This window comes from Paenibacillus sp. NEAU-GSW1 (genome assembly GCF_009737085.1).
In the GTDB taxonomy this organism is placed as follows: Bacteria; Bacillota; Bacilli; order Paenibacillales; family Paenibacillaceae; genus Pristimantibacillus.
Genome location: NZ_WOVL01000004.1, coordinates 97,947 through 124,291, shown reverse-complemented (window position 1 = coordinate 124,291; position 26,345 = coordinate 97,947). Strand labels below are relative to the sequence as shown.

Genomic DNA, 26,345 nt, shown 5'->3' with positions numbered 1-26,345 from the left:
CAATAGACATGATTGATGGAGGGTGGAGTACGTTCAATGAAAAAATGGACAGTATGGCTCGGCATTATTATTATTCTCGCAGCAGCTGGCGGAGGTTCCTATTACTACTTTTTCGCCCGGACTGAAGAGGCGGCGACGACAACGGCAGCTGCCCTGCAGTCAAGGGCGATCAAGGGTGACATTAAAGTGGCCATCAGCGGCACTGGCTCGGTGGAAGCCAATTCCAGGGCAACGGTGCTTGCGGGCAAAAGCGGCACGATTGCAACGCTTGCCGTGAAAGAGGGCGATAAGGTTAAGAAGGGGCAAGTGATTGCGACCTTTGAAGAGAAGGATGATTATGAAGACCAAATCAGCGACATTAACGACAATAAGGAAAAGTTGAAGGAACAAATTACGGATAAGCAAGAAGAATACAAGGCAGCGATCGGAACGGAGAATGAGGAAGAGACGATGGCGAAGATCGTTGACGAGATTGAAGAATTAGAGTCGAGCATCGAGGACTTCAATGAAGACCTTCAGGATATTTATGAGGAGCAGGCGAAGGAAGTGAAGCAAGTTGTCGCTTCGATTGACGGCGAGGTTACGGCAAGTGATCTTAGCGTGGGAGATGAAGTGGACGCCAAGACTGTCGTAATCGAAATTGTTGACTATACGATGCTTGAGTTTGTTACTTCGATCGACGAGCTTGATATTCCGAATGTGAAAGAAGGTCAAAACGCGCAAATTACGCTGAGTTCGATTACGGATCGAACGATCGACGCGACCGTATCGGAAATCGCCAAAGAGGGTACGGTTTCAAACGGTTCGGCCGCATACAGCGTCAGCCTGCTGCTTAACGATATTGAAGGCGTTATGGTAGGCATGTCCGGACAAGCGGATATTACGACCGATTCGAGAACGGACGTTGTGCTTGTTCCGGTGGACGCCGTCGTCGAAATGGGCGGCAAGTCGTTCGTTCGCGTGCCAGGCGCTGCTGCGGGCGGCACAGGAGAGACAGCAGCGGGTCAGCAAGGCGGCGTTAGACCGCAAAGTGGCGGAACGCAAGAATCAGGCGCGGCAGGAGCTGGGCAGGCGCAGGGCAGCGGCGGAACGCAAGGCCAGCGTGGCACAGGGGCTGCAGCGGAAGGCGTGCCTGGCGGCCAGGGCAGAATGCAAGCCAGAATGCAGGAGGCCATGAAGAATATCGCGCTTGGCGGACAGCTGCAGGAGGTTGCAGTCGGCATTAGCGACGAAACTTATGTGGAAATCGTGTCCGGCCTTGAAGAGGGGGCAACGGTTCTGCTGCCGGCTCCGACCGGAGCAGCAGGCATGGGCGACGAAGCCGAGCAACAGCGGCAGAACGTCTTCCCAGGCGGCGGCATGGGCTTTCCGGGCGGGGGCGGCGGTATGATTTTCCAAGGCCAAGGCCAGGGCGGAGGCGGCAACATGAGAACGAGCGGCGGCAGCATGGGAGGCGGTGGCATGCGATGAATCGCGAGTCGGCCACTCCATTGATCGAGATGAGCAACATCGTCAAGTATTACACAATGGCGCGGGAGCGAACGACGATTTTGCATGAGGTGTCGCTTACGGTTAACCATGGCGATTTTCTGGCGGTTGTCGGTCCGTCCGGTTCGGGGAAATCGACGCTTATGAACATTATCGGCTGTCTCGATGTGCCTAACGAAGGCAGCTACAAGCTGGACGGCACCGAAATAAAAGGACAGAGCGACAACAAGCTGACCGAAATGCGCAACAAGAAAATCGGCTTTATTTTTCAGGGGTATCATTTGCTGCCGAAGCTGACGGCGCTGGAAAATTGCGAGCTTCCCCTCATTTACAGAGGAATGTCCGGCAAGGAACGGAAAGCGCGAGCGCTTGAGGCGCTGGAACGCGTAGGTCTGGGACATCGGCTTCATCACCGCCAGAACGAGCTCTCAGGAGGCCAACAGCAGCGCGTGGCGATAGCGCGGGCGCTTGCCACGAATCCGCCCCTGTTGCTGGCCGATGAGCCTACGGGAGCGCTGGATTCGAAGACGGGCATGGAAGTGCTTGGCATGATGGAGGAGCTGAATCGCGCCGGGCAGACCATTATTTTGATTACGCATGATATGGAAGTCGCGCAGCGGGCAAGCCGAACGGTCGTCATAAGAGACGGGGTGCTGACGGAGCAGAAAAGGAGGGGCAGCCATGAAGCTTACGCAAGGTCTCATGATGGCGGTCAAGAGCGTCTTATCGAACAAGCTTAGAACCGTCCTCTCCATGCTTGGCATTCTAATCGGAGTCGCCACGGTTATTGCGCTGGTCGCGATGGGCAAAGCGTCCTCCAACGAGGTGGCGGGCCAAGTGGCGTCGCTCGGCAGCCCGGACTCGCTTTCGGTTACGATTACAGGCCGGGGCACCGTAACGTCGCTGTCGATGGAGGAGGCGCTTGAACTTGGCGATCTAAACAACGTAAAAGGGGTTGCTCCGGTTACAAGCACGAACGCTTATGCCAAATTCGGCCGGACGCAAGTGTCTGTGAGCATAGAGGGCATTACTCCCGAATATGAGAGTGTCAAAGATTTCAGCGTGCAGGACGGCAGATATATCGCGGCCCCGGACATCAATAACAAGACGAAGGCCGCGCTTATCGGCACGCAGACGGCTAAAGATTTGTTCGAGGAAGAAGGCGAGAATCCAGAGGAAGCAGTCGGCAAAAAAATATCGATCAACGGCTATATCTTTACGATTGTCGGTCTATTGGAATCGAAAGGCAGCTCGCTTACCGGTTCTAACGACGAGAAAATACTCATTCCGGTAACGACCGCTCAAAAAATATTTCAGACGAACGGCATCACCACAATCAACTTAAAAGTAACGGATACCGATCGGATGAGCTCCGTGGTAACGGGCGTTGAGGCTGTTCTATATGAAAAATTCCGCGGCAACGAGAACGCCTACCGCGTGCTTAATCAGGAAGAAGCGATGAAGACGCTCAATTCTGTAAATGAAACGATGAACCGGCAGCTTATATACGTAGCGGCTATTTCACTCATCGTTGGCGGCATCGGCATTATGAACATTATGCTCGTATCGGTAACGGAAAGAACGAGAGAGATAGGCATCCGGAAATCGCTAGGCGCCAAGAAGCGGGACATATTGTTTCAATTTCTTGTAGAAGCGGTATGCATAAGCGGCCTCGGCGGCGCGCTTGGTATATTCCTAGGCTATATCGCTTCTTTTGTCATCGGCCGGGTAATGCAGACGGAGACCGAGGTGCCGATCAATACGGTCATGCTTGCCTTCGCATTCTCAGCCTTTGTGGGCGTCGTGTTTGGCTATTTGCCCGCGAACAAGGCGGCAAGCTTGAAGCCGGTGGACGCGCTTCGTTACGATTAAATGTCATAGAAACCATAGAAAAGCAGGTTCTACCCTATTAACCGTCCTCATAGAATAAACCATCAAGACGCAATTGAGAGAGTGGGTATCATGAGGCGAATCATAGGGAGACAGAATCGATTCGGTCGTCGTCGCGGCAAAAGTTGGCTCGAAACGGCTATCTGGATAGCTTTTGGTTTCGGAATTGTTCTAGGCGCATTCATGCTGCTCGCTTCCGCGGCGGCTAATGAAGCGAGCCAGAACGCATCCAGCGTTTCAGCCAATGGCGAGGCGCCTGCCGAAGGGTTGCGGCAGGTGCCTTCTTCATCTCTGAACGAGCCGAAGACGACGGTGCCGAAAGAGGAACAGGAACAGATTAACGTGATTGTTTATTTAACGAAGGAGCAGCGTACGGAACGCGTTCCGCTAGAGACGTATGTCAGAGGCGTTGTCGCAGCGGAAATGCCGGCCGCATTTAAGCTGGAGGCGTTGAAGGCGCAAGCGATCGCTGCCCGCACTTATATTGTGAGGCGGATGGAATTAAAGGATCGCAGCGGAATGCCGGAGGCAGCGGCCGCAGCCAAAGCGGTTGTAACCGATACGGTCCAGCACCAGGTCTATGTGCCACTGGACAAGTTGGAGAGCTATTGGCCGGACAACGAGCAACAGGCCAATCTGAAAAAGCTGAATCAGGCAGTCGAGGGAACGAAAGGGCGAATTATTACGTATGACGGCGAACCGATTCAAGCGGTCTTTTTTTCCACCAGCAACGGTTACACGGAGAATGCCGAGGACTATTGGCAGCTAGGCGCCCCGTATTTGCGCAGCGTAGCCAGCCCATGGGATGAGGCGATATCGCCCCGCTATAAAGAAACGCTGAAATTCAGCCTGAGCGAGTTTTACGCCAAGCTTGGAGTTGATAGGATAGGAAAGCCGGACATACTCATATTGAAGAAGACGGCGGGAAATCGGATAGCGGAACTATCAATAGACGGAAATTTGTTCACCGGACGCGAAGTAAGAGAGAAGCTGGCGCTAGCATCCTCGCAATTTACATGGAGCATAAAGGGCAAGACAATCTCGATTACGACTTACGGATACGGACACGGCGTCGGCATGAGCCAATGGGGCGCTAACGGCATGGCGGAAGCGGGAAAGAATGCCGAGGAAATTGTGACCTATTACTATTCGGGGACAAAGGTAGAACGAGTTTCGAAGCTTGTATCGTCATGACTCGTATACCAATAAACGTATACTCTCTAACTATTTCAAAAAAAATATCGCCTCACGTATAAAGCTAGACATACTGGCAACAATGGCTAGTGAGGTGATAGAAAATGAATGAAAACCAAAACAAACCGAAGCAAGAAGCTCCCAAAAATGCAATGGGAGAGGCATCTGCCGCTAAATCTAGCAACGGGGTAAGAAAACTGCTAACGCGCAAATGGGTTGCGCCGGCAGCATTCATGGCCGCGGCAGCAATTATCGTAACCTTAATGTGGATCTACCAGGGAGCCGATGACAGCGTGAAGACTTCTACAACAGGTATCGAGCAAACGGAGTCCACGAATAAGGGCGATGCGGCAAAACCGAATGACGATGCGCTTGAAGTGATCCGCAAAGGCGAGAAGATGGAATGGCCGGTAGCCAATAAAGAAGCGCTGCAGGTCGAGCTGCCGTTCTTTGACAAGAACGCGAGCGCAGAAGAGCAAGCCAAAGCAGTCGTACAAGCGGGCAACGATTTCTCGGCCCATCTTGGCATCGACCTCGTCGATCCGAACGACCAGCCTTTCGATGTGCAAGCGGCACTGTCCGGTAAGGTGACTTCCGTTATCAAGCACCCAACGAACGGCAACGTCGTTGAAATCAGCCACGGCGACGGCCTCGTAACCGTATACCAAAGCTTGAGCGAGGTAGCGGTGGCGGAAGGCGATGAAGTGAAGCAAGGCACGGTTATCGCAAAAGCGGGCCGCAATGAATTGGAGCGCGACCTCGGTTACCATCTCCACTTCGGCGTCCTGAAGGATGGCGAAGCGGTAAATCCGTCGACGGCGGTTGGTCAGCAATAAAAATAGTTCGTTAGTCGCACAGGCAGGGGGTCCGCCCCCTGCCTGTTTCATTTTCGGAAGGCCTCCACAGGAGGCTTTTTCACGTTTTTAGCAAAATTTTCATTCAAACAGGCTTGTCAGGCTTGACCATAAAGAATATCTACCCGCACCACTCATATAATGTACCAAACTATCTCGAGTAGGGAGGCGGGAACGTGCACGATTACATCAAAGAGCGAACCATTAAAATAGGCCGTTGCATCGTTGAAACGAAGCATACGGTACGAACAATCGCCAAAGAGTTCGGCGTTTCCAAAAGTACGGTCCATAAGGATTTGACCGAGCGTTTGCCGGAAATCAACCCCGATCTGGCGGACCAGGTAAAGCACATTCTCGAGTATCATAAATCGATCCGGCACTTGAGAGGGGGAGAAGCAACAAAGATCAAATATAAGAAAACGAGCACGAAAAAACGGGAAGTTTTGGCTGCCGGCAAAAGTTAAACGTTTTCGATAAATTTTGCGCATTTCATAAAGGATTTTATTGCTTTTTGGCGAATAATGTATGCTAGCGGTTTCCGCGTCGGTGGAACTAATTTGAACGACATGCAAACATTATTCGTTGGAGGACTTCAGCCTTATGCTAAGCAAGGATATTGGAATCGATTTGGGTACGGCCAACGTATCCATTCACGTCAAGGGAAAGGGCGTTGTGCTTGATGAGCCTTCCGTCGTCGCAATTGAAAGCGATACGAAGAAGGTGCTGGCCGTTGGCGAGGAAGCGCATCGCATGGTTGGCCGAACGCCGGGCAACATCATTGCGATTCGTCCGCTGCGAGACGGGGTAATAGCGGATTTTGAAATTACGGAAATTATGCTTAAAGCTTTTATTGATCGCGTCGAGGGACGGAAGTGGTTTAGCCGTCCCCGTATTCTGATCTGCGCGCCGGCGAATATTACCTCTGTTGAGCAAAAGGCGATTCGCGAGGCTGCGGAGCGGAGCGGGGCGAAGGAAGTCTACCTGGAAGAAGAGCCAAAGGCTGCCGCTATCGGGGCTGGAATGGATATTTTCCAGCCCAGCGGCAACATGGTTGTCGACATTGGCGGAGGCACGACGGATGTGGCCGTCATGTCGATGGGCGACGTCGTAACGGCGTCCTCGATCAAAGTTGCGGGGGACAAGTTCGACGCCGCCATTATGAAGTACATTAAGGACAAGTACCGCTTGCTGATCGGCGAGCGGACAAGCGAGGACATTAAGATCAAGATCGGAACCGTCCATGAGGAAGGCCGCCGCGATGAAATCGACATTCGGGGCCGCGATATGGTATCCGGGCTTCCGCTAACCATTACGATCCATTCCGGCGAGGTGCGCGAAGCGCTATGGGATCCGGTTATGTCGATCGTATCGGCTGCGAAGACGGTATTGGAACGGACGCCGCCAGAACTGTCGGCGGACATTATCGACCGCGGCGTCATCCTGACCGGAGGCGGCGCGCTTCTTGACGGACTGGATTCCTTGCTCGCTGCAGAGCTGAAAGTGCCTGTTCTCATTGCTGAAGATCCTATGCACTGCGTCGTGAAAGGCACAGGCATTCTGCTCGATAATTTGGACAAGCTCGGCAAGAAGGCGCGGATGTAATTTCGGGCAGCGTCGGCTTGTTAAAGCGGCTTTCGGTCCGTTTGCGCGGGTAGGGCGCCATGGGGGGCGCGCCGAGGCGTAAATTGGGTCAAAGGTCGCATGGACAAGCTATTACGGAGGTTGCTCGCAAGGCCGATATTAATAATAGAACAGATGAATTTTTCGGCTGCCATGACAACCGGCCGGGGAGGCGACTTAATTGTTAAGAGGTCTTTACACCGCCGCTGCAGGGTTAACTGCCCAACAGCGCAGACATGATACGGTAACGAATAATATTGCGAATATTAATACGCCGGGCTATAAGCAGACGAATGCGGTAACGCGTTCTTTTCCAGAGATGCTGCTTAGCCTGACGGGTGTCGACGCGAATGATGCTCGCGAGGTCGGAAGACTGAGCACGGGCGTTTTTGCCGAGGAAAGCTTGAGCGTTTATCTGCAAGGCGATTTGATGCAGACAAACCGATCGTCGGACTTCGCGCTCGTTTCGGATATTGCGGTTCCGGGCATGGCGTTTGACGAATCGGGTAAATATGTTTCGCCCGACGGAGAAGTGACATTCCAGCCGCAAGCCTTTTTCACGCTGCAGAATGCGACCGGCGAGACTCGCTATACGCGGGGCGGTTCTTTTATGCTCGACAGTGAAGGGTTTCTGGTGACGGGCGACGGCTCCAGCGTGGTTGGCGCCAACGGGCAACCGATCCAATTTCCTCCGAATGTGAGCATTGACGATCTCGTGCTTGTGGACAACAATCGTTTCATTAATGCGAAGACGGGCGAGGATACGGGCGTGCAGCTGCTCCTTACGCGAGTGGACAACCCGAACCAATTGGCTCGCGAGGGGAACGGCAACTATCGTCTTGAAGGCGACGAAGCCGGGGCGCGGCCAGTTGCCGCAGGCGAGCAAGTTGAAATTCGGCAAGGCTTTATCGAGCGTTCCAATGTAGATGCGGCGCAATCTTCCGTTGATCTGATGTCGGCGCTCCGCGCCTACGAGGCGAATCAGAAGATCATTCAAGCTTATGACGAAAGCTTGGATAAAGCGGTGAACCAAGTAGGACGGATTTAAAGAGCGGAGTGACTTTAAGCTCAACTTAAAGTCCTGATGTGAGGAGGCGATACGCGACATGAACAGCTCAATGATTAACGCGATGGTATCGATGAACGGACTGCAGCAGAAGCTGGACCTTATGGCCGATAACATTGCGAATATTAATACGGTAGGCTATAAGCGTAAAGAAGCGACTTTTCAAGATTTGCTGAATACGATGTATGAGCAGCCGGAAGCATTTAACCAGACGGGCCGCTTGACGCCGCTAGGCTTCAGCCAAGGCTGGGGCTCGCGATTGTCGATTATACAGCCGAATTTGGAGCAAGGCACGATTACAGATACGGGCAGAGAATCGGATATTGCGATTCAAGGCAACGCGTTGTTTGAAGTGATTGTGGACGGAGAGGGCAATCGGGCGTATACCCGTAATGGAGCGTTCCAGTTGACGGTCGATGGAAACGGTGATACGATTTTGGCAACGGCTGAGGGATATCCGGTCGTTGCGACTGTTGCAGGCCGAGAGCAACGGGTCGTCGTGCCTGACGGATACAAATTGCGGGTGAACGCAGACGGTTCCTTGCAAGGTGTAGCAACGAACGGCGATACGATTGATCTGGGACAGCTCAAGCTTGTGCAACCGACGCGCCCAGCTGCGTTGACTCCCGTGGCCGACAATTTATTTGCGGTTGCGGACGGAATTAATGTGGATGATGTGCTTCAGAACATTACGCCGAATGCCGACAATGGCGTTGCGGTTCGTCAAGGCGCATTGGAACAATCCAACGTTAATCTTTCGGAAGAGATGACGGAGCTTATCAATGTGCAGCGTGCTTATCAGCTGGCAGCCAGAGCGATTACATCTAGCGATACGATGATGGGGCTGGCTAATGGCCTGCGCAGATAGATAGGATGATGGTTATGAGTATGGCCGAAGAACGGACGGAGCTTTCGCGCAGAGCTTCTGCAAATCAGGAGAGCCGGGTAAGCCAATCGCAGCAAGCGAAGGAGCATGTGACCGAGTCTTCTGAGGAGGAAGAATCGCACAAGCAGCGCCCGCTAGGCGTAAGGATAATGTTTTGGCTTTTGCGTAAGAGTATAGTTCCATTTATTATGCTCATTATGCTTGTCGCAGGACTGTATGTTGGATATACGGTACTGGGCAAACAGCCGGGCGATGAAGTGTTCAAGTGGAGCACTTGGCAGCATATGTATGATCTCGTGTTCTCGGACACGTAGCATTAATTGAGGCGCAAAGCCGTTCGTTCGCAGCAACGAACCAGGCTTGCGCCTTTCGTCTGTCGTTTTCAGGGCGTCCAATTTTAAGGACGCCTGGCCGAGCGGAGCGCGACGCGGCGGAGGAGCGATATAGCGGAACAAAGTTCCGCTAAAATGCCGATAGCCGGGCGATTCGCAGAAATAACGGAAGAAACTTCCGTTATAGATAGCCAGAAGCGGCTGATCGGCAGTGCAAGAGCGAAAGACCGATCAACAAGGAGGTGTTTTTGTGACAGAATCTGAGGCTGCGCGATCTCGCAAGCAGACGATATTCTATTTATCCTTTCTCATTTTGATATGGGGGATTAACTGGCCCTTGTCCAAATATGCGCTGAAATTCTCGCCCCCGCTTATATTCGCCGGTATTCGAACGCTGATTGGCGGAACGCTGTTGGCCGTTATCGCGCTGCCGCGCTGGAGGAAGCTTCGGCTTCGGGAAACTTGGCCGTATTATTTGGCATCAGCCTTCTTAAGCATCGTATTCTATTACGGCTTCCAAACCGTCGGCCTGCAATATATGCCTGCGGGATTGTTCTCGGCCATCGTGTTCCTTCAGCCGGTGCTTCTCGGATTGTTTGCATGGCTATGGTTGGGCGAGAAGATGTACGCGCGCAAAATGTTCGGTCTGCTGATCGGTTTCTCGGGAGTGGCTGCGATGAGCATCGGCGGATTGGAGGGAGGCATCTCCTTCATTGGCATTCTGCTTGCCCTGGCAACCGCGCTGAGCTGGGCGCTTGGAACAGTCTATATCAAGCGGCAGGCTGCAAAGGTGGACATGCTATGGATGACGGCTATGCAAATTTTAATCGGCGGCATCGTTATGACGGTTTACGGCTCGGCTGTGGAGAGCTGGTCGGATATCCGATGGACAGAGGCATTTCTTCTCGACACGTTGTTTATTTCTATATTCGTCATCGCGCTCGGCTGGCTGGTCTATTTCAAACTACTAGGCTCAGGAGAAGCCTCTAAGGTCGGTTCGTTCACCTTTCTAATACCAGTCGTCTCCATCATCTGCAGTGTCGTGTTCCTGAATGAGCATATCACGTTGAACCTGCTCATTGGAATGGCGCTTATCGTTTCCAGCATTTTGCTTGTAAATGCAAGGACGAAAGCAAGCCATATAAGAGTTATTGGAAAATAAGCAAAAGGTACTGTTTCACCCGAGCGATCGGAAGGAACAGTACCTTATTTGTTCATCTGCTATTTCACTTTTACGCGGATTGTCACCGTTTTACCGGCGAAGCTTGCTTTTATTGTGGCGCTGCCTTTGCCGACTGCCGTTATTTTACCGTCCTTCACTGTGGCTACGCTGGACTTGGAAGTCGTCCACACGGCGCTTTCCGTTGCGTCAACCGGCTCGCCAGTTGTGTAGTTGGCGGTAAGCTTAACGGAATATGATTGTCCTGCGGCGAGGGTCAACGATTTATCCGAAAGCACAAGCGATTTCAGCTTTGGAGAAACGACGATACTAATAGTAACCGCGATGCCTTGGTAAGAGCCTGTCAATTTGCCGGATCCAACTTGAAGCGCTTTGACGGAGCTGCTGCTTTTCATGGTAGCGAGATTGGTATTGGATACCTGCCAGTTCATTTTAGTTGTTAACGACACCGTCTTGCCGCTCTTGTAATAGCCTTTAACTTTAACCGATTTAGAGCTTCCTGGGTATAGCTGAATCTTCTCTGGTTCGACTGTGATTTTCACAATCTCTTCCTCGATCTTAACGGACACCAACACGCTTTTGTTCAAATATTGAGCGGTCAGTTTAACGGTGGAAGCTTCGATTCCTTTGAACGTATCTTTCTTGAGCACAAGGTTGTCGGACGAGCTTGACCAAGTTACGTGGGCAGAAACATCCTCCTCTTCGCCGTCTTCATTAATAGCGGTAATAGCCGGGTAGGGCAGTTCCTTGCCGATAATCGCGCTGATATCCTTATTAGTCGATACAAGCTTAACCGGCTTCTTATGAACGGTAAGCTTCACTTCCACCAGTTTGTCCTTCACAACGCCTTTGAGCGTCGCTGTCCCGAGCGCTTTGGCCGTCCATTTGCCATCTTCGATGACGGCGATCGTTTCATTGCTGGATGTCCATTTTATCAGCTTTGACACATCGACATTGTCGCCGGCGAACGTTTTGCCGATAACTTCAGGCAAGTCTTCGCTGCTGCCGATAAAGCCTTCCAGCTCATCTTCTTCAACTGAAATTGAGCTTACGGTCGGATAGACGTTTACGGTAATGCTGCGCGTAAGGCCTTTATAGGCAACGGAAATTTTCGTTTCGCCCACTGCTTTTGGCGTAATAAGACCTTTTGAAACGGTAGCGGCAACCGGATTGGAAGATGTCCATACCGCGTCGCTGTCCGTAGTAATAATATCCGAGGTAGAATCATTGTTCTGAACGCTGGCCTGAATTTGCACAGGCTCGTCCTGAAGTTGAACATTAATTTCTTTCTCCGGCGTGAGCTTAATCGCTTGATAAGCGGTGCGCACGATAATGAGAACCGATGATTTAACGCCCTTGTAGGAGACGTTAATCGTTGCCGTGCCTGGGCCAACGGCCGTTACAACACCGTCTTCAACGGTTGCGATGTTTGTGTTGGAGCTGGACCATTCCGCTGCATCTGTGACGTCAAGCGAAGAGCTGCCGGATTTGCTTTCGACCGATGCGTTAAGCTCCAAGTCGTCATATCCGATATTCATTTCCTGAGTTTCTTCTGGAGAAATGGAAATCGACTTATAGGGTGACGTTACGTTCAAGACGATAGAGTCCGATTTGCCTTTATGTTTGGCGGTAATGGTTGCTGTTCCAATGCCCTTCAGCGTTACAACCCCATTCTCTACAGTGGCGATGGAAGAGCTGGAGGTCGACCATACGGCGTCGTCGGTAATGTCCTCTGAATCGCCTTTCAGCGTGAACTCTAACGATTGGCCGAGCTCTACGTCTTTAGTCGCAGCAGCCGTTGCATCGTTTTGCATTAGAGTGACGGAGCTGTAAACATAGCTGGATGTTGCTTTAATCGAAATCGTTGTTCCTTTATAGGTAGCGCTAATTGTAGCGGAGCCTTGGCCAACGCCAGTAAGCACGCCTTTCTCTACTTTGACGTTAGCCGTGTTCGAGGACTTCCAAGTCGTATCCGCTGTTACGTCCTTCTGTATCGTGGAGCTCGATGTCGTTGCATACACGAGCAATTCAACCTTGTTGTCTTCAACAAATACTTTAATCGACGAAGAGGCGGTATCGTAATCCGCAGAGTCATAACTAAATTGCATATTCGTGACCGTTTCCTCTGCAGCATAAGCAGCGGTTCCGGCAATTGCGGTCATAAAAAGCGTCAGGGCCAAAGTTGCCGCAAGCCATTTGCGGACATTTCTTATTTTGTGCGACATTCTCGATTGCAAGTATAGATTCACTACATCCCTGTCCTTTCAGTTGTAAAATATTTCTTCTATACTTTTAACGGCTAAAAGGGATGCGAAATGAAGGTTTGAACGGTCATAGTTTTATTTTTTATAAGGTAGTTGTATAATAATTGGGAACCTCGAGAGAGGGCCTTGATCAAGGTAGAGGGGCGTGCGCGTTTGAATCTGCCGAATTTACTGACATCATTGCGGTTTGTAATGATTCCTTTTTATGTGGCCGTATTTGCCAAAGGTCATCTGATTCCAGCGTTTCTCGTCGTTGCATTGGCTGGAGTAACCGATGTTCTGGACGGATACATCGCGAGGCGAAGCGGACAGGTGACGGCAATTGGAATGATGCTTGATCCGCTTGCGGATAAGCTGATGTTCATTACAGTCATCATATCGCTTCTGGCGGCCGATTTTTTGTCATGGGCTGCGGCGGGGGCGATTTTTCTGCGTGATTTAGGGATGATCGCAGGGGGGTTGTTTTTTCATTTTCGGGGAAAGCAAACGGTGCCTGCCAATTGGATGGGCAAGCTGACGACGGTGCTGTTCTATATTGGCATTATGTTAGTTTTCTTCAAGGCGCCTTTCGCCGAGCTTTACTTGTGGGGAGCAATCGCGTTCTCCTTTATCACGTCGATTATGTACATATTGATGTTCAAAGCATTGAACAAAAAAGGGCTGCCTAAGCAGCAGCCGCCAGCAACGTTGTAGAGCTAAAAAGAGGCTTGGCTGAAGACGCTTCAGGTCTAATCAGCCAAGCCCCCTTATCTTAACCTTCATAACTGCAGTTACGAAGGATAAGCATAGTTTCAGTCAGGATGGACCATTTTATACCTTCTAATCGGAGAAAGGGGCTTTTTTGCATGCTAGATATTAATGAAATTCAAGAAATTATTCCGCACCGTCCGCCGTTCCTGCTCATTGACCGCATTATTGAGGTTGAGCCCGGCGTTCGCGCCGTAGGCGTCAAAAATGTAACGATGAACGAACCTTATTTCGTAGGACACTTTCCAGGCTACCCGGTAATGCCGGGCGTTCTGATCGTAGAGGCTCTTGCGCAAGTCGGTTCGGTAGCGATGCTTATGGTAGAAGAGAATCGCGGCAAGCTCGGTTTCTTTGCCGGCATTGACGGCTTCCGCTTCCGCGGCCAAGTGACGCCGGGAGACGTACTGACGCTGTCGGTTGAGATTACTCGCCTGAAAGGCATGATTGGCAAAGGGCAAGCGACGGCTAAGGTCGGCGACAAGGTGGTTGCGGAAGGCGAGCTTATGTTTGCGCTGCAGGATCGCAAGTAATAAAGTAAAATTTGGATTACCTCTAAAAGGAGATGAAGTGTTTGAATCAAAACGAAACGGTAGCAGCACGTTATAACGCATGGTTGAATGATCCGCTTATTGACGAAGCGACGAAGGAAGAGCTTCGCGGCCTGGCGGGCGAAGAGAAGGAAATTACGGACCGGTTCTACCGCGATCTCGAATTTGGCACCGGCGGCTTGCGCGGCGTCATGGGAGCGGGTACAAACCGCCTTAATGCATATACAGTAGGAAAAGCGACGCAAGGACTGGCCAACTGGCTGCTTCAGCAGCAGCAAGGCAAATCGCCTGCGGCTGTCATTGCGCATGACTCGCGCAACCTCTCGCCGGAATTTGCTCTGGATTCGGCGCTCGTGCTCGCGGCAAACGGCGTAACAACGTACTTGTTCCAATCGCTGCGCCCGACTCCGCAATTGTCGTTCGCGGTGCGTACGCTCGGCGCGTCTGCAGGCGTTGTCATTACGGCGAGCCATAACCCGCCGGAGTATAATGGCTACAAGGCATACGGCGCTGACGGATGCCAGCTTATTCCGGAGGACGCAGAGCAAGTCATTGCGTCGATTCAGCAAGTAAGCGGCTTTGATGAAGTGAAGCGGATGAGCCGCGAGGAAGCGGAACAACAAGGGCTGCTCGTATGGCTCGGCGAGGAGGCAGACGAGCAATATACCGATATTGTTGTTGCGCAGAGCTTGAATTCGGAGTTGCTCAAAAGCGGTTTGGGCGATCAGTTTAAAGTGGTGTTTACGCCTCTCCACGGCACAGGCAATCTGCCGGTTCGCGCCGTTCTGAACAAAGCGGGCTTCAATAACGTTCATATTGTTGCTGAACAAGAACAGCCGGACGGTTATTTCTCGACCGTTAAATCGCCGAATCCGGAGGAGCGCGAAGCGTTTACGCTGGCAATCAAGCTGGCGCAGGATGTTGGTGCGGACATCATTATCGGCACCGATCCGGATGCGGACCGCATGGGCGCGGTTGTGAAAAACAACGAAGGCGAATACGTCGTGCTGACAGGCAACCAATCCGGTGCGCTGATGGTTCATTATGTGCTTAGCCAGTTGAAGGAACGCGGTCAATTGCCGGATAACGGCGTCGTGATCAAAACGATCGTGACGAGCGAGATGGGCGCAGACATTGCCCGTTCCTTCGGCGCAGCAGTTGAAAATACGCTGACAGGCTTTAAATATATCGGGGAAAAAATGACCGCCTATGAGCAATCCGGCGAGCGTTCTTTCCTGTTCGGCTATGAAGAGAGCTATGGCTATTTGACCGGCACATACGCTCGCGATAAAGACGCAATTGTCGCTTCGTTATTGATTTGCGAGGCTGCGGCATACTATAGCAGCCAAGGGAAAACGCTGTATGACGTACTGCTTGAGCTTTATAAAGAGCATGGCGTTTATTTGGAAGGCTTGGAGTCGCGCACGCTGAAAGGGCTTGACGGCGTTCAGAAAATCGCCGGCATTATGAACGACTGGCGCAATACGCCGCCAACGGACGTAAACGGCGTGGCGGTTGAGCGCGTGCTTGATTACTTGCAGGGCCTCGACGGCCTTCGCGCTGAGAATGTGCTGAAATACATGCTGGCCGACGGCTCCTGGTTCTGCTTGCGTCCATCCGGCACGGAACCGAAAATTAAAGTTTATTTTGCGGTTCGCGGCCAATCGACGGAGCAAGCGGGGGAAGCGCTCGCGCAGCTTCGTTCTGCCGTCATGGAACGGGTAGACAGCCACGCGTAATTTTGAATAAATAACGAACTGATCGCGGATATGTCAACTTGAGGCATATCCGCTTACACAAGAACGGAGGATTGTCGTGCTTCAACGATGGCAGCACTGGAACCGGAAGGCGCGGCTGTGGCTGTGGATTATTACGCTGATTGGCGTAATTGCCGCACTGCCGCTGGGCTTGAATCGAATGACGATGGAATCGACGTCGAAGCAAGTGGAATACGTTTTCGATTACCGCGATTTGCTGGAGATCGCCGAGGTGCAGGCGAGACCGCAAGAGTTCGTCAAGGAACAGCTAGTTAAAATGCAGCATGTCGGCATTACGACGATGTCGTTATATGAAAGCTCGCTACGGGAGCTTCAAATGGCCGGGCGGCTGAACTATTACAGCTCCAAGGATGCGGCAGCATTGCAAGGCAAGCTGGAAAAAGCCGGGCAAAATTTCACTTATATTTTGTTCACCAGCCCGGAATCGGAAGAAAAGATCGGTCCGATCGTTCGTGCAGCTTATGATCGCGTAGGAGCGGTATATAGTCCTTGGTCGTTCGATGGCCGAAACGGCATGATTGTGGAGCTGCCGATTCAGGATGCGGTGCTGAAGCCGCTTACTTTCGATCCGATGACGCTTGAAACGATTCGCGGCGCAGGCTTTCACGTTTTGCTTCGCTTCTCGGATCGCGTGCTTCCTTATGATGAGGAAGCAATGGACAAGCTGCTTGGAGAGATGAAGGAGAAATATGGCGTAACCCGCATTTTGTTCGACGGGGACAAAGTGAAGGGCTATACCGACCAAGCGGAGCTTAGAAGCATTAATTCTTTAGCTGAAACGCTTAATAAGTATGGCATGGGCGTTGCGACGATTGAAAATTTGAAAAAACCTCAAGCCGGCATAAATAAAATAGCATTTATTACAAATTATAATGTTGTTCGGCTCTATTCCCTATCGGACAACGATGCGATGGGCATGACGCCTGATGCGATCGCCGACCGGTTCTTATTGGCCGCGAAGGATCGCAATATCCGGATGTTCTTCTTGAACGGCTCGCCGCAATCGAGCATGGAGAAATCGGCTGTCGTGGATTCTCTCGACAATATGTACATGGCCATGATGGGCGAAGTAGGCAAAGAAGGCGCTGTGAAAAAGCTGACGAATGCAGGGTTCCCATCGGGCATTGCGCAACCGTTTGATGTAGAGCGTCCTTCCTATGCGAAACCGCTGAAAATGGTTGTAGCCGCAGGCGCGGTCGCGTTGATCGCGTTGCTGATCAATACGTTTTTGCCGGGCGTGCTCATTCCGGTATTTTTGCTCGGCCTGGTCGGCAGCGCCGGCCTGTATGTGCTGAAAGGACCGATGATGGAGCAGGCATTGGCTCTTGGCGCGGCAATCGCGGCGCCGACGCTTGCGCTCGTCTGGGTTATGAACCGGGTTTATTCCCGAACGGTTGGCAATATGCGTTTTGTCGGCGGCTCGGATTGGACGCTGCGCTCGGCAACGGTGGTAAATGGCGAAGGGGCTAAATGGATATTCGACGGACTGGCGTTTGGCCGCCGTCTGTGGCTCGCGATCGTATGGTTCATCGTTACCGCTTTGATCTCGCTAACTGCGGTTCCGCTGGTGTTCGGATTGTTGAACAACATTACGTACAGTCTGGTGCTGGAGCAATTCCGCGGAGTCGGCCTGCTTCACCTCGCGCCGATCGGCTTGACGGCCATTTACGTTCTTCTGTATACAGGCGAGGCGCCGGTTGGCCGGGTTCGCCGCTTGCTTAATATGCCGATTACCGTGCTGATGGTCGTTGCCGGCGTTGTTTTAGCCGCAGCAGGCTTGTACTATTTGTCGCGGACTGGCAATGCTGGAACAACACTGCCATTTGAACCGCAATTCCGCGCATTCCTTGAATCGACATTCGGGGTTCGCCCGCGGAACAAAGAATTTTTGCTGTCGCATCCGTTGTTCTTGGCGGGCTTGTTCCTTGCGTTGCGTTACCGTGCCGCATGGGTGCTCGTTATTGTCGGTTCGATTGGACAGCTGTCGATGGTGGATACGTTCGCTCACATTCATACGCCGCTTTATATTTCCATTATCCGCGTCTTCTTGGGACTCGGATTGGGCGCGATCTTCGGCCTGATTCTTATCGGCGTATGTCAAGTTGCGGAAGGAGTATGGCGTAAATGGTCTCCAGCATGGAAAAAGAAGCTCGCCGAATAGTTATCTCCGGTTATTACGGCTTCCACAACAGCGGCGACGAAGCGGTGCTTCGCTCGATTTTGCTCGCGCTTGAGGAGCAGGGAGCGGCAGCAGGCATAACGATTGTGCCTGTTGTGCTCTCGGGGGATCCGGCTTGGACAAGCCGGATGTACGGCGTAGAGGCTGTGCATCGGATGCGTCCCGCCGAAGTATGGCGCGCGCTCCGCGGCAGCCAAGGGCTGATCAGCGGAGGCGGCAGCCTGCTGCAGGATGCGACCGGCGCCAAAACGATTCCGTACTACACCGGAATCATTAAGATGGCGCAGCTGCTTCGCAAGCCGACCTTTATTTATTCGCAAGGGATCGGCCCCGTCAACCGCCGCTGGATGGATCCGCTTATTCGCAATGCAATGCGGAAGAGCGCTTATGTTTCGGTGCGGGACGCTGAATCCGCCGCTTTGCTTGGGCGGATTGGCGTTCCGCAGGACCGGATCGAGGTCGTTCCCGATCCGGTTATGGGGATGCCGCTGCCAGCGGATGCTGCAGCGGCTCCTGGCGGCGCCGGCGAAGCTGATGCGCTGCCGGTATTGGGCGTGTCCTTGCGGCACTGGCGCAAGGACGGCGCCGATCTGGAGCGCGCAGCCGATGCGCTGGCTGCGCTTGCGAGCCGCCGCGCGGTGCGGCTGCGGTTTCTGCCGTTCCATACGCCGGACGACGCGGAAACGTCGAGGCTCGTAATGGAACGGATCAGCAGCAAGCTCGACGGCGCGAACAGCCGCGGCAGCGTCGTTGAGCTTGTCGAGCCCGGCGACGATCCGCAGCGGATGCTGCTCGAAGTAAGCCGCTGCGATGCGCTGTTCGGCATGCGCTTGCACGCGCTCATCTACGCGGCAAACCAAGAGGTTCCTTTGATGGGGCTATCGTATGATCCGAAAATCGATCAATTTCTGCATCGGCTCGGACTTACAGCCGTCGGGACAACGGAGCAGCTTGACGCGGAGCGTTTTGCAGCTGAGGCGGGAGCGTTGCTCGATGACGCCGAAGGCTGGAAGCGGGATCACCGCGATGCCATCCTAAGACTAAAGCAGCAATCGCAGCAGCCGGCGCAACAAATTGCACGGCTTTTGCGTCAAACCATATCGAGGTGATAGTCGCTTGTCGAAAAACGTGCCAACGGTGCCGATTTACGGAATTCCATTTTCCAAAATGAACATGGACGAAACGGTCAGTTACTTAACGGAAGCAATCGAACAGAAACGTCTGACGCATGTCATTACGGCCAATCCGATTATGATTATGTCGGCGGTGGACAACAAGGACTACTACAAAATGATGCGCAAAGCCGATCTGATCGTGCCGGATGGCGCGGGTGTCGTGTGGGCCGCCAATTATGTCGGCACGCCGGTAGCGGAGCGTGTGGCAGGCTTTGATCTCATGCACCGCTTAATGCAGATTGGCGAGCAGAAAAGATGGACAGCATACCTACTGGGCACGTCTCAGGAGATCATCGAGGCTGCCGCGGAAAAATTGCAGCTGCAATACCCGCAGGTGCGCATCGTCGGCTATCGCAACGGCTTTTTCGGAGCGGATCAGGATGCCGAGGTCGTGGCGGCGATTCGCGAGCTGTCGCCCAATTTATTATTTGTCGCCCGCGGCGCGGATACGCAGGAGCCGTGGATTGCCAAATATAAGCAGCAGCTTGGGGTGCCGTTTATTATGGGAGTTGGCGGAAGTTTCGACATTATTGCGGGACGGCTGAAGCGTGCTCCGGTATTGTTCCAAAAGCTGCGACTGGAGTGGTTTTACCGGCTTTTGCAGGAGCCGAAACGGCTTCCGAGAATGCTGGTTCTTCCGAAATTTGTAGTGAAAGTGATGCGCGATAAAGAAAACGTAAAAAAACCTAGGTCTATTTCGTGAAAAACCTCCCAAAACCGTGAAAATTGAATGAAAACGGGGTTGGAGTTTCTTTTTCTCTCGGAGTATAATTCACTTCGGTAGAAAGAAAAGGGGAGCTGCATACATGTCAGCAGGTTTATTGTATACAATCGGATTTATACTATCGGTTATAATAGCACTCGTTATGACGCCGCTCGTGAAGAAATTTGCGTTTGCTGTCGGCGCTATCGACAAGCCTAACCACCGCAAAGTGCATACGCGCATCATGCCCCGCATGGGCGGATTGGCGATTTACGCCGCATTCGCAGTCGGCGTTCTGGCGCTCTTGCCATTCGTTCCAGACGGGTTGCTTACGGCAGAGAACATGAACCTGATCCGCGCAATGCTCGTAGGCGGAACAATTATTATTATCGTCGGCGCGTTCGACGACCGCTTTGAGCTTTCGGCGAAGGTGAAGCTGGTTGGCCAAATCGCCGCGGCTTGCGTAGTCGTATTCGGCTTCGGCATTAAGATCGACTTCTTGAACTTTCCGTTCGGCGAAGCCATGCAGCCGATAGGCGCTTGGCTCTCGATTCCGCTGACGATCTTCTGGATCGTAGGCGTAACGAACGCGATCAATTTGATTGACGGATTGGACGGGCTGGCTGCCGGCGTTTCCGGCATCGCGATCGGAACCATTCTCGTCATGGCGATCATTATGGGCAACGTGCCGATCATTTTCCTCAGCACGCTGCTGCTCGGCGGCATTGTCGGGTTTCTGTTCTTCAACTTCCATCCGGCCAAAATTTTTATGGGCGATTCCGGCGCTTTGTTCCTGGGCTTCTGCCTGGCGATGCTCTCGATGATCAGCTTTAAGCAGATCACGATCGTATCGTTCGTAACGCCGTTGCTCATTATCGGCGTGCCTTTGTCGGACACGTTCTTCGCGATCATTCGCCGTTTGGTCAACAAACGTCCGATCTTCGCGCCGGATAAAGGTCATTTGCATCACTGCTTGCAAGAGCTTGGCTTCAGCCATCGCAAGACCGTCCTGATTATTTGGGGCGTAGCGGCTGTTTTCGGCGGCTTTGCGATTCTGCAGTCGACGGTTGTTCAATCCAGCGCGGCTAATTGGATTACCTTCCTTGTCATTTGCTTGCTGATGTTCTGCTTGCAGATCGGCGCCGAGCTGATCGGCATTGTCGACAAGACGCGCCGCCCGGTCATCAACTTCCTGAACCGGATGCGTCTGCGTATGAAAGTTGATACGGATCGTTCGAAATAATATTTTATAATATAGCTAGTTTGAAGAGAGCCTGGACGTTGCGTCCGGGCTCTTTTTGCATGTAGAGTCCCGAAATGCCGCGCCCGAGCGAAAGTTACTGGGTAAATCCAATATAGAGTCCCGAAATGCCGCGCCCGAGCGAAAGTTACTGGGTAAATCCAATATAGAGTCCCGAAATGCCGCGCCCGAGCGAAAGTTACTGGGTAAATCCAATATAGAGTCCCGAAATGCCGCGCTCGAGCGAAAGTTACTGGGTAAATCCAATATAGAGTCCCGAAATGCCGCGCCCGAGCGAAAGTTACTGGGTAAATCCAATATAGAGTCCTGAAATGCGGCGCCCGAGCGAAAGTTACTGGATAAATCCAATATAGAGTCTCGAAATGCCGCGCCCGAGCGAAAGTTACTGGATAAATCCAATATAGAGTCCCGAAATGCCGAGCCCGAGCGAAAGTTACTTGTGTAGCTACCTACTTTTGCATTGTTTTAGTTTGATTTCGCAGGTTTTCGAAATTAGGGTTTGCGGGTAACTGGCAAATTCGGCAATTCGACTAAATTTTGCACGCGTTTAAGCCGATAAACAAAATACAGAACTTTTCTGAGGTTAATGCGTCTAATCTTGTCGAAACGTTAGAAGAGATTAACTGAAGAGGAAAAGGGAGGAAGGTGTATCCGATTAATGATGCAAGGATCACGAGCATGGCAACTATCCCTCGATATCAAGGCAAGCCACATACATAAAGGAGGAACATCGTTTTGAAAAAGCTATTATCATTATTTCTTGCAGTGGCGTTGCTTATCACGCTGGTGCCGCCATTTAGCGCGCAGCAGACTGCAGATGCGGCGGCTTCCTACTTCTTGTTCACAAATGAGCAGGATACGGCCGCAAATGCGAGGATCGTGTCTACGCCAAACGTCACGCTGACAGGCAAGATCAACGGGGTTGTCGGCAATTCGATCAGCTACAAAGTGCAGCAGGTTACGGTTAGCGGTTCTACTGAGGTTGTCGAGAATACGACCGAGGAAATTACGACGGGCATTTCAACGTCAACCGGTGACAACAACATCACGGTTTCTAACCTTACCTTGTTCCCGGGCTTAAACAAAATTACATTCAAAGGGATCGCCGGCACATCTACGGTCAGCGAGTCTATTTATATCGAGTATCGGAACAGTCCGATGCTGTACGATTTGAAGGTTACGTTCGAGAACAAAGATTACCTGATGCCTGAAGATGAGCCTACGATGCTGTACTCCACGCAGCCGGTAGTTAAAGATACGGGCGAGATCGTCATTTCCGGAAAAGCGCCGAACGCCCAAAAAATTACGGTCATCATCAATACCCGCAGCTATGAATTCAATGTGTCCTCAACAAGCGACAGCCGTTTCAGCACATCGCTGCTAAGCATAAACAAAGGCATTAACACGGTTGTTCTTAAGGTGCACAACAATGGACAAGTCATTGAAACGACACGTCAAATCGCGTTCTACAACGGCGAGGTTACGTACTATGACTTAATGTTGACGGGTCCGGATGGCGCCGGAACGACCACAACCGCATTGGAGCCAAACCTGAACTTCTCTACTACGGCGGCGTCTCCGATTCAAGTAAACGGAAAAGCGATCATTCCTTTGCCGATTAAAGATTTCAACAATGTCGACGGCGACGCGACTACCGATACGATTCCGCTCAACTGGATTACTCCATCGACATTGGCTGCTTTGCTGAAGTTGGAAGTAGACAACGGCATTGATCCGATAGCTACTGTCGGACCAAATACGACTACGAATCCGATCGTTATTCAGCCTGCGGCGATTGACGCTTCTACGCAATTCATTACTGTCTCATTTCAATATGATTTGACGACCCTTGTTCATGACAAAACGAGCCGCATTCGGTTTACTTCGCCGAACAAGACCGTTATGCAGCAATCATCATGGCATACATTCGTGCTTCGAGACAAGAGCAAGCCGTATATTTACGATATCAATTACTTGTCAGGCTACGATCCGGATATTGCCAGCGATACGGATAATACCGTTAACGATATCCCTCGCCTTCAAAGTCTGCAAGGTACAGACATTGACAGCGCTAGCGGCGTAAACGTGTATTCCATGCCAATGGCAGTCGAGGTGCTGATCGGCAACTCTGTGGACATAGCGGATTTTGATATTCTCAAAGTTAACGGAGTAGATGAGACGAGCACTACAGGGACGGTATTCCGGCAGCTTGAAAACTCGCAAATTGTATATCGTACCATTAATAATGTGCAGGTACCGTTCCTTCGCGTATTTATCGAGATTAGCCAGCTGCCGTCCGCAGGCACAAATAATGTTAAATTCAAATTGAACAGCGGCGTTACCGATGATTATTCCATTATTGCCAAGCTGCTGTACGGTCCTTATGTGAAATTCGAAACGATCGTTGACGGCAAAGATATCCCGTACGACACGGTTCGGGAAACGAAGCTTCAGTTGTTCGACAAGCTGGGCAAATTGAACGGTCAATTGTTCAACATTGCTTCGCTGGATGAAATTGTGTACAGCGGAGTTGGCCAGAGCGTTTTCCTTTATATTAACAACGTCGAAATTCCATTAGTCGCAAACAGCACGAATAAAACTAAGTTTTTGCCAAATTATCCAGCAAGTACAACCGCAGAGGATGAAGTTTATAATATTCTGAACAAAGCTGGCGAGAATACGATGAAGTTCGTTTTCCGCACGACTAAGAACAATTACGAGAGCACGATTAAATTTAGTATTATCCCTAGCAATTTACCGGTTATTCCGGCACCGAATACAGACGGCGTATATCCTTACTCGTCCACGCTGACGACACCGCTGCCGAACGATCCTAATTTCGTAAAGCAGGGCAGCGTTTATACGACAAAAGAAGCTTTGCTCAATGTATACGGAACGTTTGATTTTGTAGATTTGGGCGGAGAAATCGATTTTGCAGCAGGGCATGCCACACTAGCGGGAAGCTATTCCAACTATCGGGTCGAAATCTCGTCTCCGAACTGGGCCACGCCTGTTGTTTGGGACTTGTCCAAAGAATTTACACCGACGAGAAATGGCGCGCCATTAGCTGCATATGCTACAGCGCCTTTTAATGGCGGCCCGGGCAAAAATGTATCGACGCCGGATGCGAAAATCGATTTCTTCTACGATGTCGATAACCAATATTTCTATTTTAAAATTATCGGTCAAAAAATGCCGGATGACGGCAGCTCGCAGGTTTATGTAGCGAACGTATTTAATGCCGGTATATCAGGCCCTCGCGCCACGTACCGGATGGAGATCGATTCCGTATCGATTCCGTATACGATCCTTACGCCGGTAACCGAGAAACGTACGACTAACCAGAACTATACCGAGATTATAATCGCTTCTCCAGGCGCGGATTCGATCGTAATCGGCAAAGATGCAGCCAAAAAAGTGAAATATATCGATTACAGTCAAAGCACGCCGACTTATATCGACGCATTCAGCTACACCTATAAAGGATTGAAGCCGAACAAAGTCAACGATATTGATTTCACGATTACCCGTGGCGATGACAAGATTAAGGCATCGTTCACGATGAATTATCAGCCTGCCAACATTCCAGGCGCACAGTATATGGAAACGATGAAAAACTCGCATAAAGTGTTTGATGGCAAGCTTGCGCTGACCTTTGAGAAAAGTACGAAGCTGGTGCGGCCAACGTACAATGCGTCTTCCAACCATGCCGGACAAGTATACAGCGACAACAATCTGCTGTTCGCGATTGCCAATCCGAACGACGGTATCGTCGACCGGCATGAATTTGAGAGCCAGCCGCCGGATTACTCGGCGAACAGCGTTGCTGAAGGCAACCTGCATGTCGGTGTCCGCTTCCAGGATCAGGCGCGCCAGTTCATTAAAGCGAGCCCGATGTTCTGGATCGACGGCGGCAAAGCAGACAATCCAGACCCGATAACGTCACCGGCGTTCGATCCTGTAACGACTGGTCAGGATCCGTTCCCGTTCCCGAACGTTGTCGGCAAGAGCACGGAAAGCTTTGCGAAACGTTGGAACCAATATGGACTGGAGCTGCAGCCGACGAAAGCGGGCAAGCTGACGCTTACCTACGATGCAAGCGTAGCTCAAGCTGCGGGCACAACCATTACGGTTTTCCGCTTTGATCCGTACAACAGCACTTGGGACAACATTGGCGGTGTCGTTGACGAGAAGAAGCACACGATTACGGTACCTTTCACTAAATTCGGTTATTATGTTGCTGTCAAACTGACACGCGGTTATAACGACATCAATGACCATCCATATGCTCGCGAAGCGATGGAGGCGATTTACGCGAAGGGCATTATGAACGCGGTTGATCCAATCGGCATTTTCGGCGCGGACCGTTATGTATCCCGCGGCGAATTTACCCGCATGATCGTTAGAGCGCTTGACTTGCCGCTGAACTACAGCGGAGATATGCATTTCACGTACTACCCGGAGACGATTACGAACTCGAATAATGCGAACGCCATTTACGACTATCGTTATATCGAGACGGCTGCTCGCGCGGGCATCGTTCGCGGCACAAGACCAGGCTTCTTCGATGAAGACGTCGATCTGACCCGCCAAGACGCTTCCGTCATTTTGGCCAAGGCGTTGAATTTGAAGCTGGAGACTGATTCGGCCAAAGCGAAGAAGGCGCTGGACAAAATTTTCAAAGACTCGGGCAGCTTCGATTACTATTCGATCCCTTCCGTTATCGCGATCCAGAAGAAAGGCTTTATTCAAGGCTCCCTGATCGATCCGAACAATCCGAAGGGCGGTACCGTATTTGAGCCGAAAGCGAAGCTGCTGCGCAGCGACGCCGCGATTATCATGGCGAAAGTCATGGTCGATCTGAAGAAGCTGCCGAAAATTTACGCAAAATAATCGAGAACGGAGAGCCGGCGCCAACGCGCCGGCTCTTCCATTCAAGCAAAAGTGAAACTTTATCCATGGAAAATGTTTAGCATCGACGAAAGCGTTTCTTCCGATTATACTAACAGAGAAGTCTAATAGTGTCGTAGATTGGCGCTTGATGACGCATCATACATATGAACTGGATAAGCTTTAAACGACGCGGTCTTGAAAATGTTTTAATATTTTTGCGTTAAGACCGCAACTTTTCCGACTGGGATGCGTTTAATTACATGTCGCGATCACGATTCGGCGGCTTC

At 51.6% G+C, this 26,345-nt stretch carries 20 protein-coding genes; 19 read left to right on the top strand and 1 reads right to left on the bottom strand.

What is annotated here, in order from left to right:
• The first annotated feature begins 36 nt into the window (after positions 1–36).
• From GOM71_RS03830 to GOM71_RS03780, 11 genes are all read left to right on the top strand, one after another.
• Positions 37–1,470: an efflux RND transporter periplasmic adaptor subunit gene (locus GOM71_RS03830; protein ID WP_173275172.1), complete on the top strand. Its 1,434-nt coding sequence runs from the start codon at positions 37–39 to the stop codon at positions 1,468–1,470.
• The gene (locus GOM71_RS03825; RefSeq protein WP_156278424.1) at positions 1,467–2,228 is read left to right on the top strand and encodes an ABC transporter ATP-binding protein; all 762 of its coding nucleotides are present in this window, start codon (positions 1,467–1,469) and stop codon (positions 2,226–2,228) included. The genes GOM71_RS03830 and GOM71_RS03825 overlap by 4 nt, the downstream gene beginning before the upstream one ends.
• Complete coding sequence (locus GOM71_RS03820; protein ID WP_156278423.1) at positions 2,170–3,360, top strand: ABC transporter permease; 1,191 nt, start codon at positions 2,170–2,172, stop codon at positions 3,358–3,360. The genes GOM71_RS03825 and GOM71_RS03820 overlap by 59 nt, the downstream gene beginning before the upstream one ends.
• Before the next feature lie 90 nt (positions 3,361–3,450).
• Positions 3,451–4,572, top strand: a complete 1,122-nt coding sequence (gene spoIID, locus GOM71_RS03815) for a stage II sporulation protein D (RefSeq protein WP_156278422.1) — start codon at positions 3,451–3,453, stop codon at positions 4,570–4,572.
• Positions 4,573–4,676: 104 nt separating this feature from the next.
• Positions 4,677–5,408, top strand: a complete 732-nt coding sequence (locus GOM71_RS03810; RefSeq protein ID WP_156278421.1) for a M23 family metallopeptidase — start codon at positions 4,677–4,679, stop codon at positions 5,406–5,408.
• A 194-nt stretch (positions 5,409–5,602) separates the two neighbouring features.
• Entirely contained in the window at positions 5,603–5,890 is a 288-nt protein-coding gene (gene spoIIID / locus GOM71_RS03805; RefSeq protein WP_042170162.1) for a sporulation transcriptional regulator SpoIIID, read from the top strand.
• A 136-nt stretch (positions 5,891–6,026) separates the two neighbouring features.
• Positions 6,027–7,028, top strand: coding sequence for a rod shape-determining protein (gene mreB, locus GOM71_RS03800; RefSeq protein ID WP_156278420.1), 1,002 nt, complete (start codon positions 6,027–6,029; stop codon positions 7,026–7,028).
• A gap of 199 nt (positions 7,029–7,227) precedes the next feature.
• Entirely contained in the window at positions 7,228–8,094 is an 867-nt protein-coding gene (locus tag GOM71_RS03795; RefSeq protein WP_156278419.1) for a flagellar hook-basal body protein, read from the top strand.
• Between the two features lie 58 nt (positions 8,095–8,152).
• Positions 8,153–8,980, top strand: coding sequence for a flagellar hook-basal body protein (locus GOM71_RS03790; protein ID WP_156278418.1), 828 nt, complete (start codon positions 8,153–8,155; stop codon positions 8,978–8,980).
• Positions 8,981–8,994: 14 nt separating this feature from the next.
• Positions 8,995–9,312: a DNA-directed RNA polymerase subunit beta gene (locus GOM71_RS03785; RefSeq protein ID WP_173275169.1), complete on the top strand. Its 318-nt coding sequence runs from the start codon at positions 8,995–8,997 to the stop codon at positions 9,310–9,312.
• Between the two features lie 268 nt (positions 9,313–9,580).
• Positions 9,581–10,492, top strand: coding sequence for a DMT family transporter (locus GOM71_RS03780; protein ID WP_367649457.1), 912 nt, complete (start codon positions 9,581–9,583; stop codon positions 10,490–10,492).
• 59 nt (positions 10,493–10,551) lie between these two features.
• Here GOM71_RS03780 and GOM71_RS03775 read toward each other — a convergent pair whose 3' ends face one another.
• A complete protein-coding gene (locus tag GOM71_RS03775) occupies positions 10,552–12,735 on the bottom strand; it encodes an Ig-like domain-containing protein (RefSeq protein ID WP_173275166.1) in 2,184 nt (727 codons plus the stop codon).
• Between the two features lie 192 nt (positions 12,736–12,927).
• On the opposite strand from GOM71_RS03775, the gene GOM71_RS03770 reads away from it, so the two are divergent.
• From GOM71_RS03770 to GOM71_RS03735, 8 genes are all read left to right on the top strand, one after another.
• A complete protein-coding gene (locus tag GOM71_RS03770; RefSeq protein ID WP_156278415.1) occupies positions 12,928–13,467 on the top strand; it encodes a CDP-alcohol phosphatidyltransferase family protein in 540 nt (179 codons plus the stop codon).
• A gap of 152 nt (positions 13,468–13,619) precedes the next feature.
• Positions 13,620–14,051, top strand: coding sequence for a 3-hydroxyacyl-ACP dehydratase FabZ (gene fabZ / locus GOM71_RS03765; protein ID WP_156278414.1), 432 nt, complete (start codon positions 13,620–13,622; stop codon positions 14,049–14,051).
• Positions 14,052–14,092: 41 nt separating this feature from the next.
• Positions 14,093–15,808: a phospho-sugar mutase gene (locus GOM71_RS03760; protein WP_301539600.1), complete on the top strand. Its 1,716-nt coding sequence runs from the start codon at positions 14,093–14,095 to the stop codon at positions 15,806–15,808.
• A gap of 76 nt (positions 15,809–15,884) precedes the next feature.
• A complete protein-coding gene (locus GOM71_RS03755) occupies positions 15,885–18,008 on the top strand; it encodes a DUF5693 family protein (RefSeq protein WP_367649456.1) in 2,124 nt (707 codons plus the stop codon).
• Entirely contained in the window at positions 17,984–19,135 is a 1,152-nt protein-coding gene (gene csaB / locus GOM71_RS03750; RefSeq protein ID WP_253944684.1) for a polysaccharide pyruvyl transferase CsaB, read from the top strand. The genes GOM71_RS03755 and csaB overlap by 25 nt, the downstream gene beginning before the upstream one ends.
• A gap of 58 nt (positions 19,136–19,193) precedes the next feature.
• The gene (locus tag GOM71_RS03745; protein WP_156278528.1) at positions 19,194–19,904 is read left to right on the top strand and encodes a WecB/TagA/CpsF family glycosyltransferase; all 711 of its coding nucleotides are present in this window, start codon (positions 19,194–19,196) and stop codon (positions 19,902–19,904) included.
• 103 nt (positions 19,905–20,007) lie between these two features.
• The gene (locus GOM71_RS03740) at positions 20,008–21,147 is read left to right on the top strand and encodes a glycosyltransferase family 4 protein (protein WP_156278411.1); all 1,140 of its coding nucleotides are present in this window, start codon (positions 20,008–20,010) and stop codon (positions 21,145–21,147) included.
• A gap of 753 nt (positions 21,148–21,900) precedes the next feature.
• On the top strand, positions 21,901–26,058 hold the full coding sequence (locus tag GOM71_RS03735) for an S-layer homology domain-containing protein (protein ID WP_156278410.1): 4,158 nt from the start codon (positions 21,901–21,903) through the stop codon (positions 26,056–26,058).
• The last annotated feature ends 287 nt before the right edge of the window (positions 26,059–26,345 follow it).

Coding starts and splice junctions, on each gene's coding strand:
- GOM71_RS03810 (WP_156278421.1), top strand. CDS start 4,677: ATGAATGAAAACCAAAACAAACCGAAGCAAGAAGCTCCCAAAAATGCA.
- spoIID (WP_156278422.1), top strand. CDS start 3,451: ATGAGGCGAATCATAGGGAGACAGAATCGATTCGGTCGTCGTCGCGGC.
- fabZ (WP_156278414.1), top strand. CDS start 13,620: ATGCTAGATATTAATGAAATTCAAGAAATTATTCCGCACCGTCCGCCG.
- GOM71_RS03785 (WP_173275169.1), top strand. CDS start 8,995: ATGAGTATGGCCGAAGAACGGACGGAGCTTTCGCGCAGAGCTTCTGCA.
- GOM71_RS03775 (WP_173275166.1), bottom strand. CDS start 12,735: ATGTCGCACAAAATAAGAAATGTCCGCAAATGGCTTGCGGCAACTTTG.
- mreB (WP_156278420.1), top strand. CDS start 6,027: ATGCTAAGCAAGGATATTGGAATCGATTTGGGTACGGCCAACGTATCC.
- csaB (WP_253944684.1), top strand. CDS start 17,984: ATGGAAAAAGAAGCTCGCCGAATAGTTATCTCCGGTTATTACGGCTTC.
- GOM71_RS03825 (WP_156278424.1), top strand. CDS start 1,467: ATGAATCGCGAGTCGGCCACTCCATTGATCGAGATGAGCAACATCGTC.
- GOM71_RS03745 (WP_156278528.1), top strand. CDS start 19,194: ATGAACATGGACGAAACGGTCAGTTACTTAACGGAAGCAATCGAACAG.
- GOM71_RS03790 (WP_156278418.1), top strand. CDS start 8,153: ATGAACAGCTCAATGATTAACGCGATGGTATCGATGAACGGACTGCAG.
- GOM71_RS03830 (WP_173275172.1), top strand. CDS start 37: ATGAAAAAATGGACAGTATGGCTCGGCATTATTATTATTCTCGCAGCA.
- GOM71_RS03820 (WP_156278423.1), top strand. CDS start 2,170: ATGAAGCTTACGCAAGGTCTCATGATGGCGGTCAAGAGCGTCTTATCG.
- GOM71_RS03740 (WP_156278411.1), top strand. CDS start 20,008: ATGTCAGCAGGTTTATTGTATACAATCGGATTTATACTATCGGTTATA.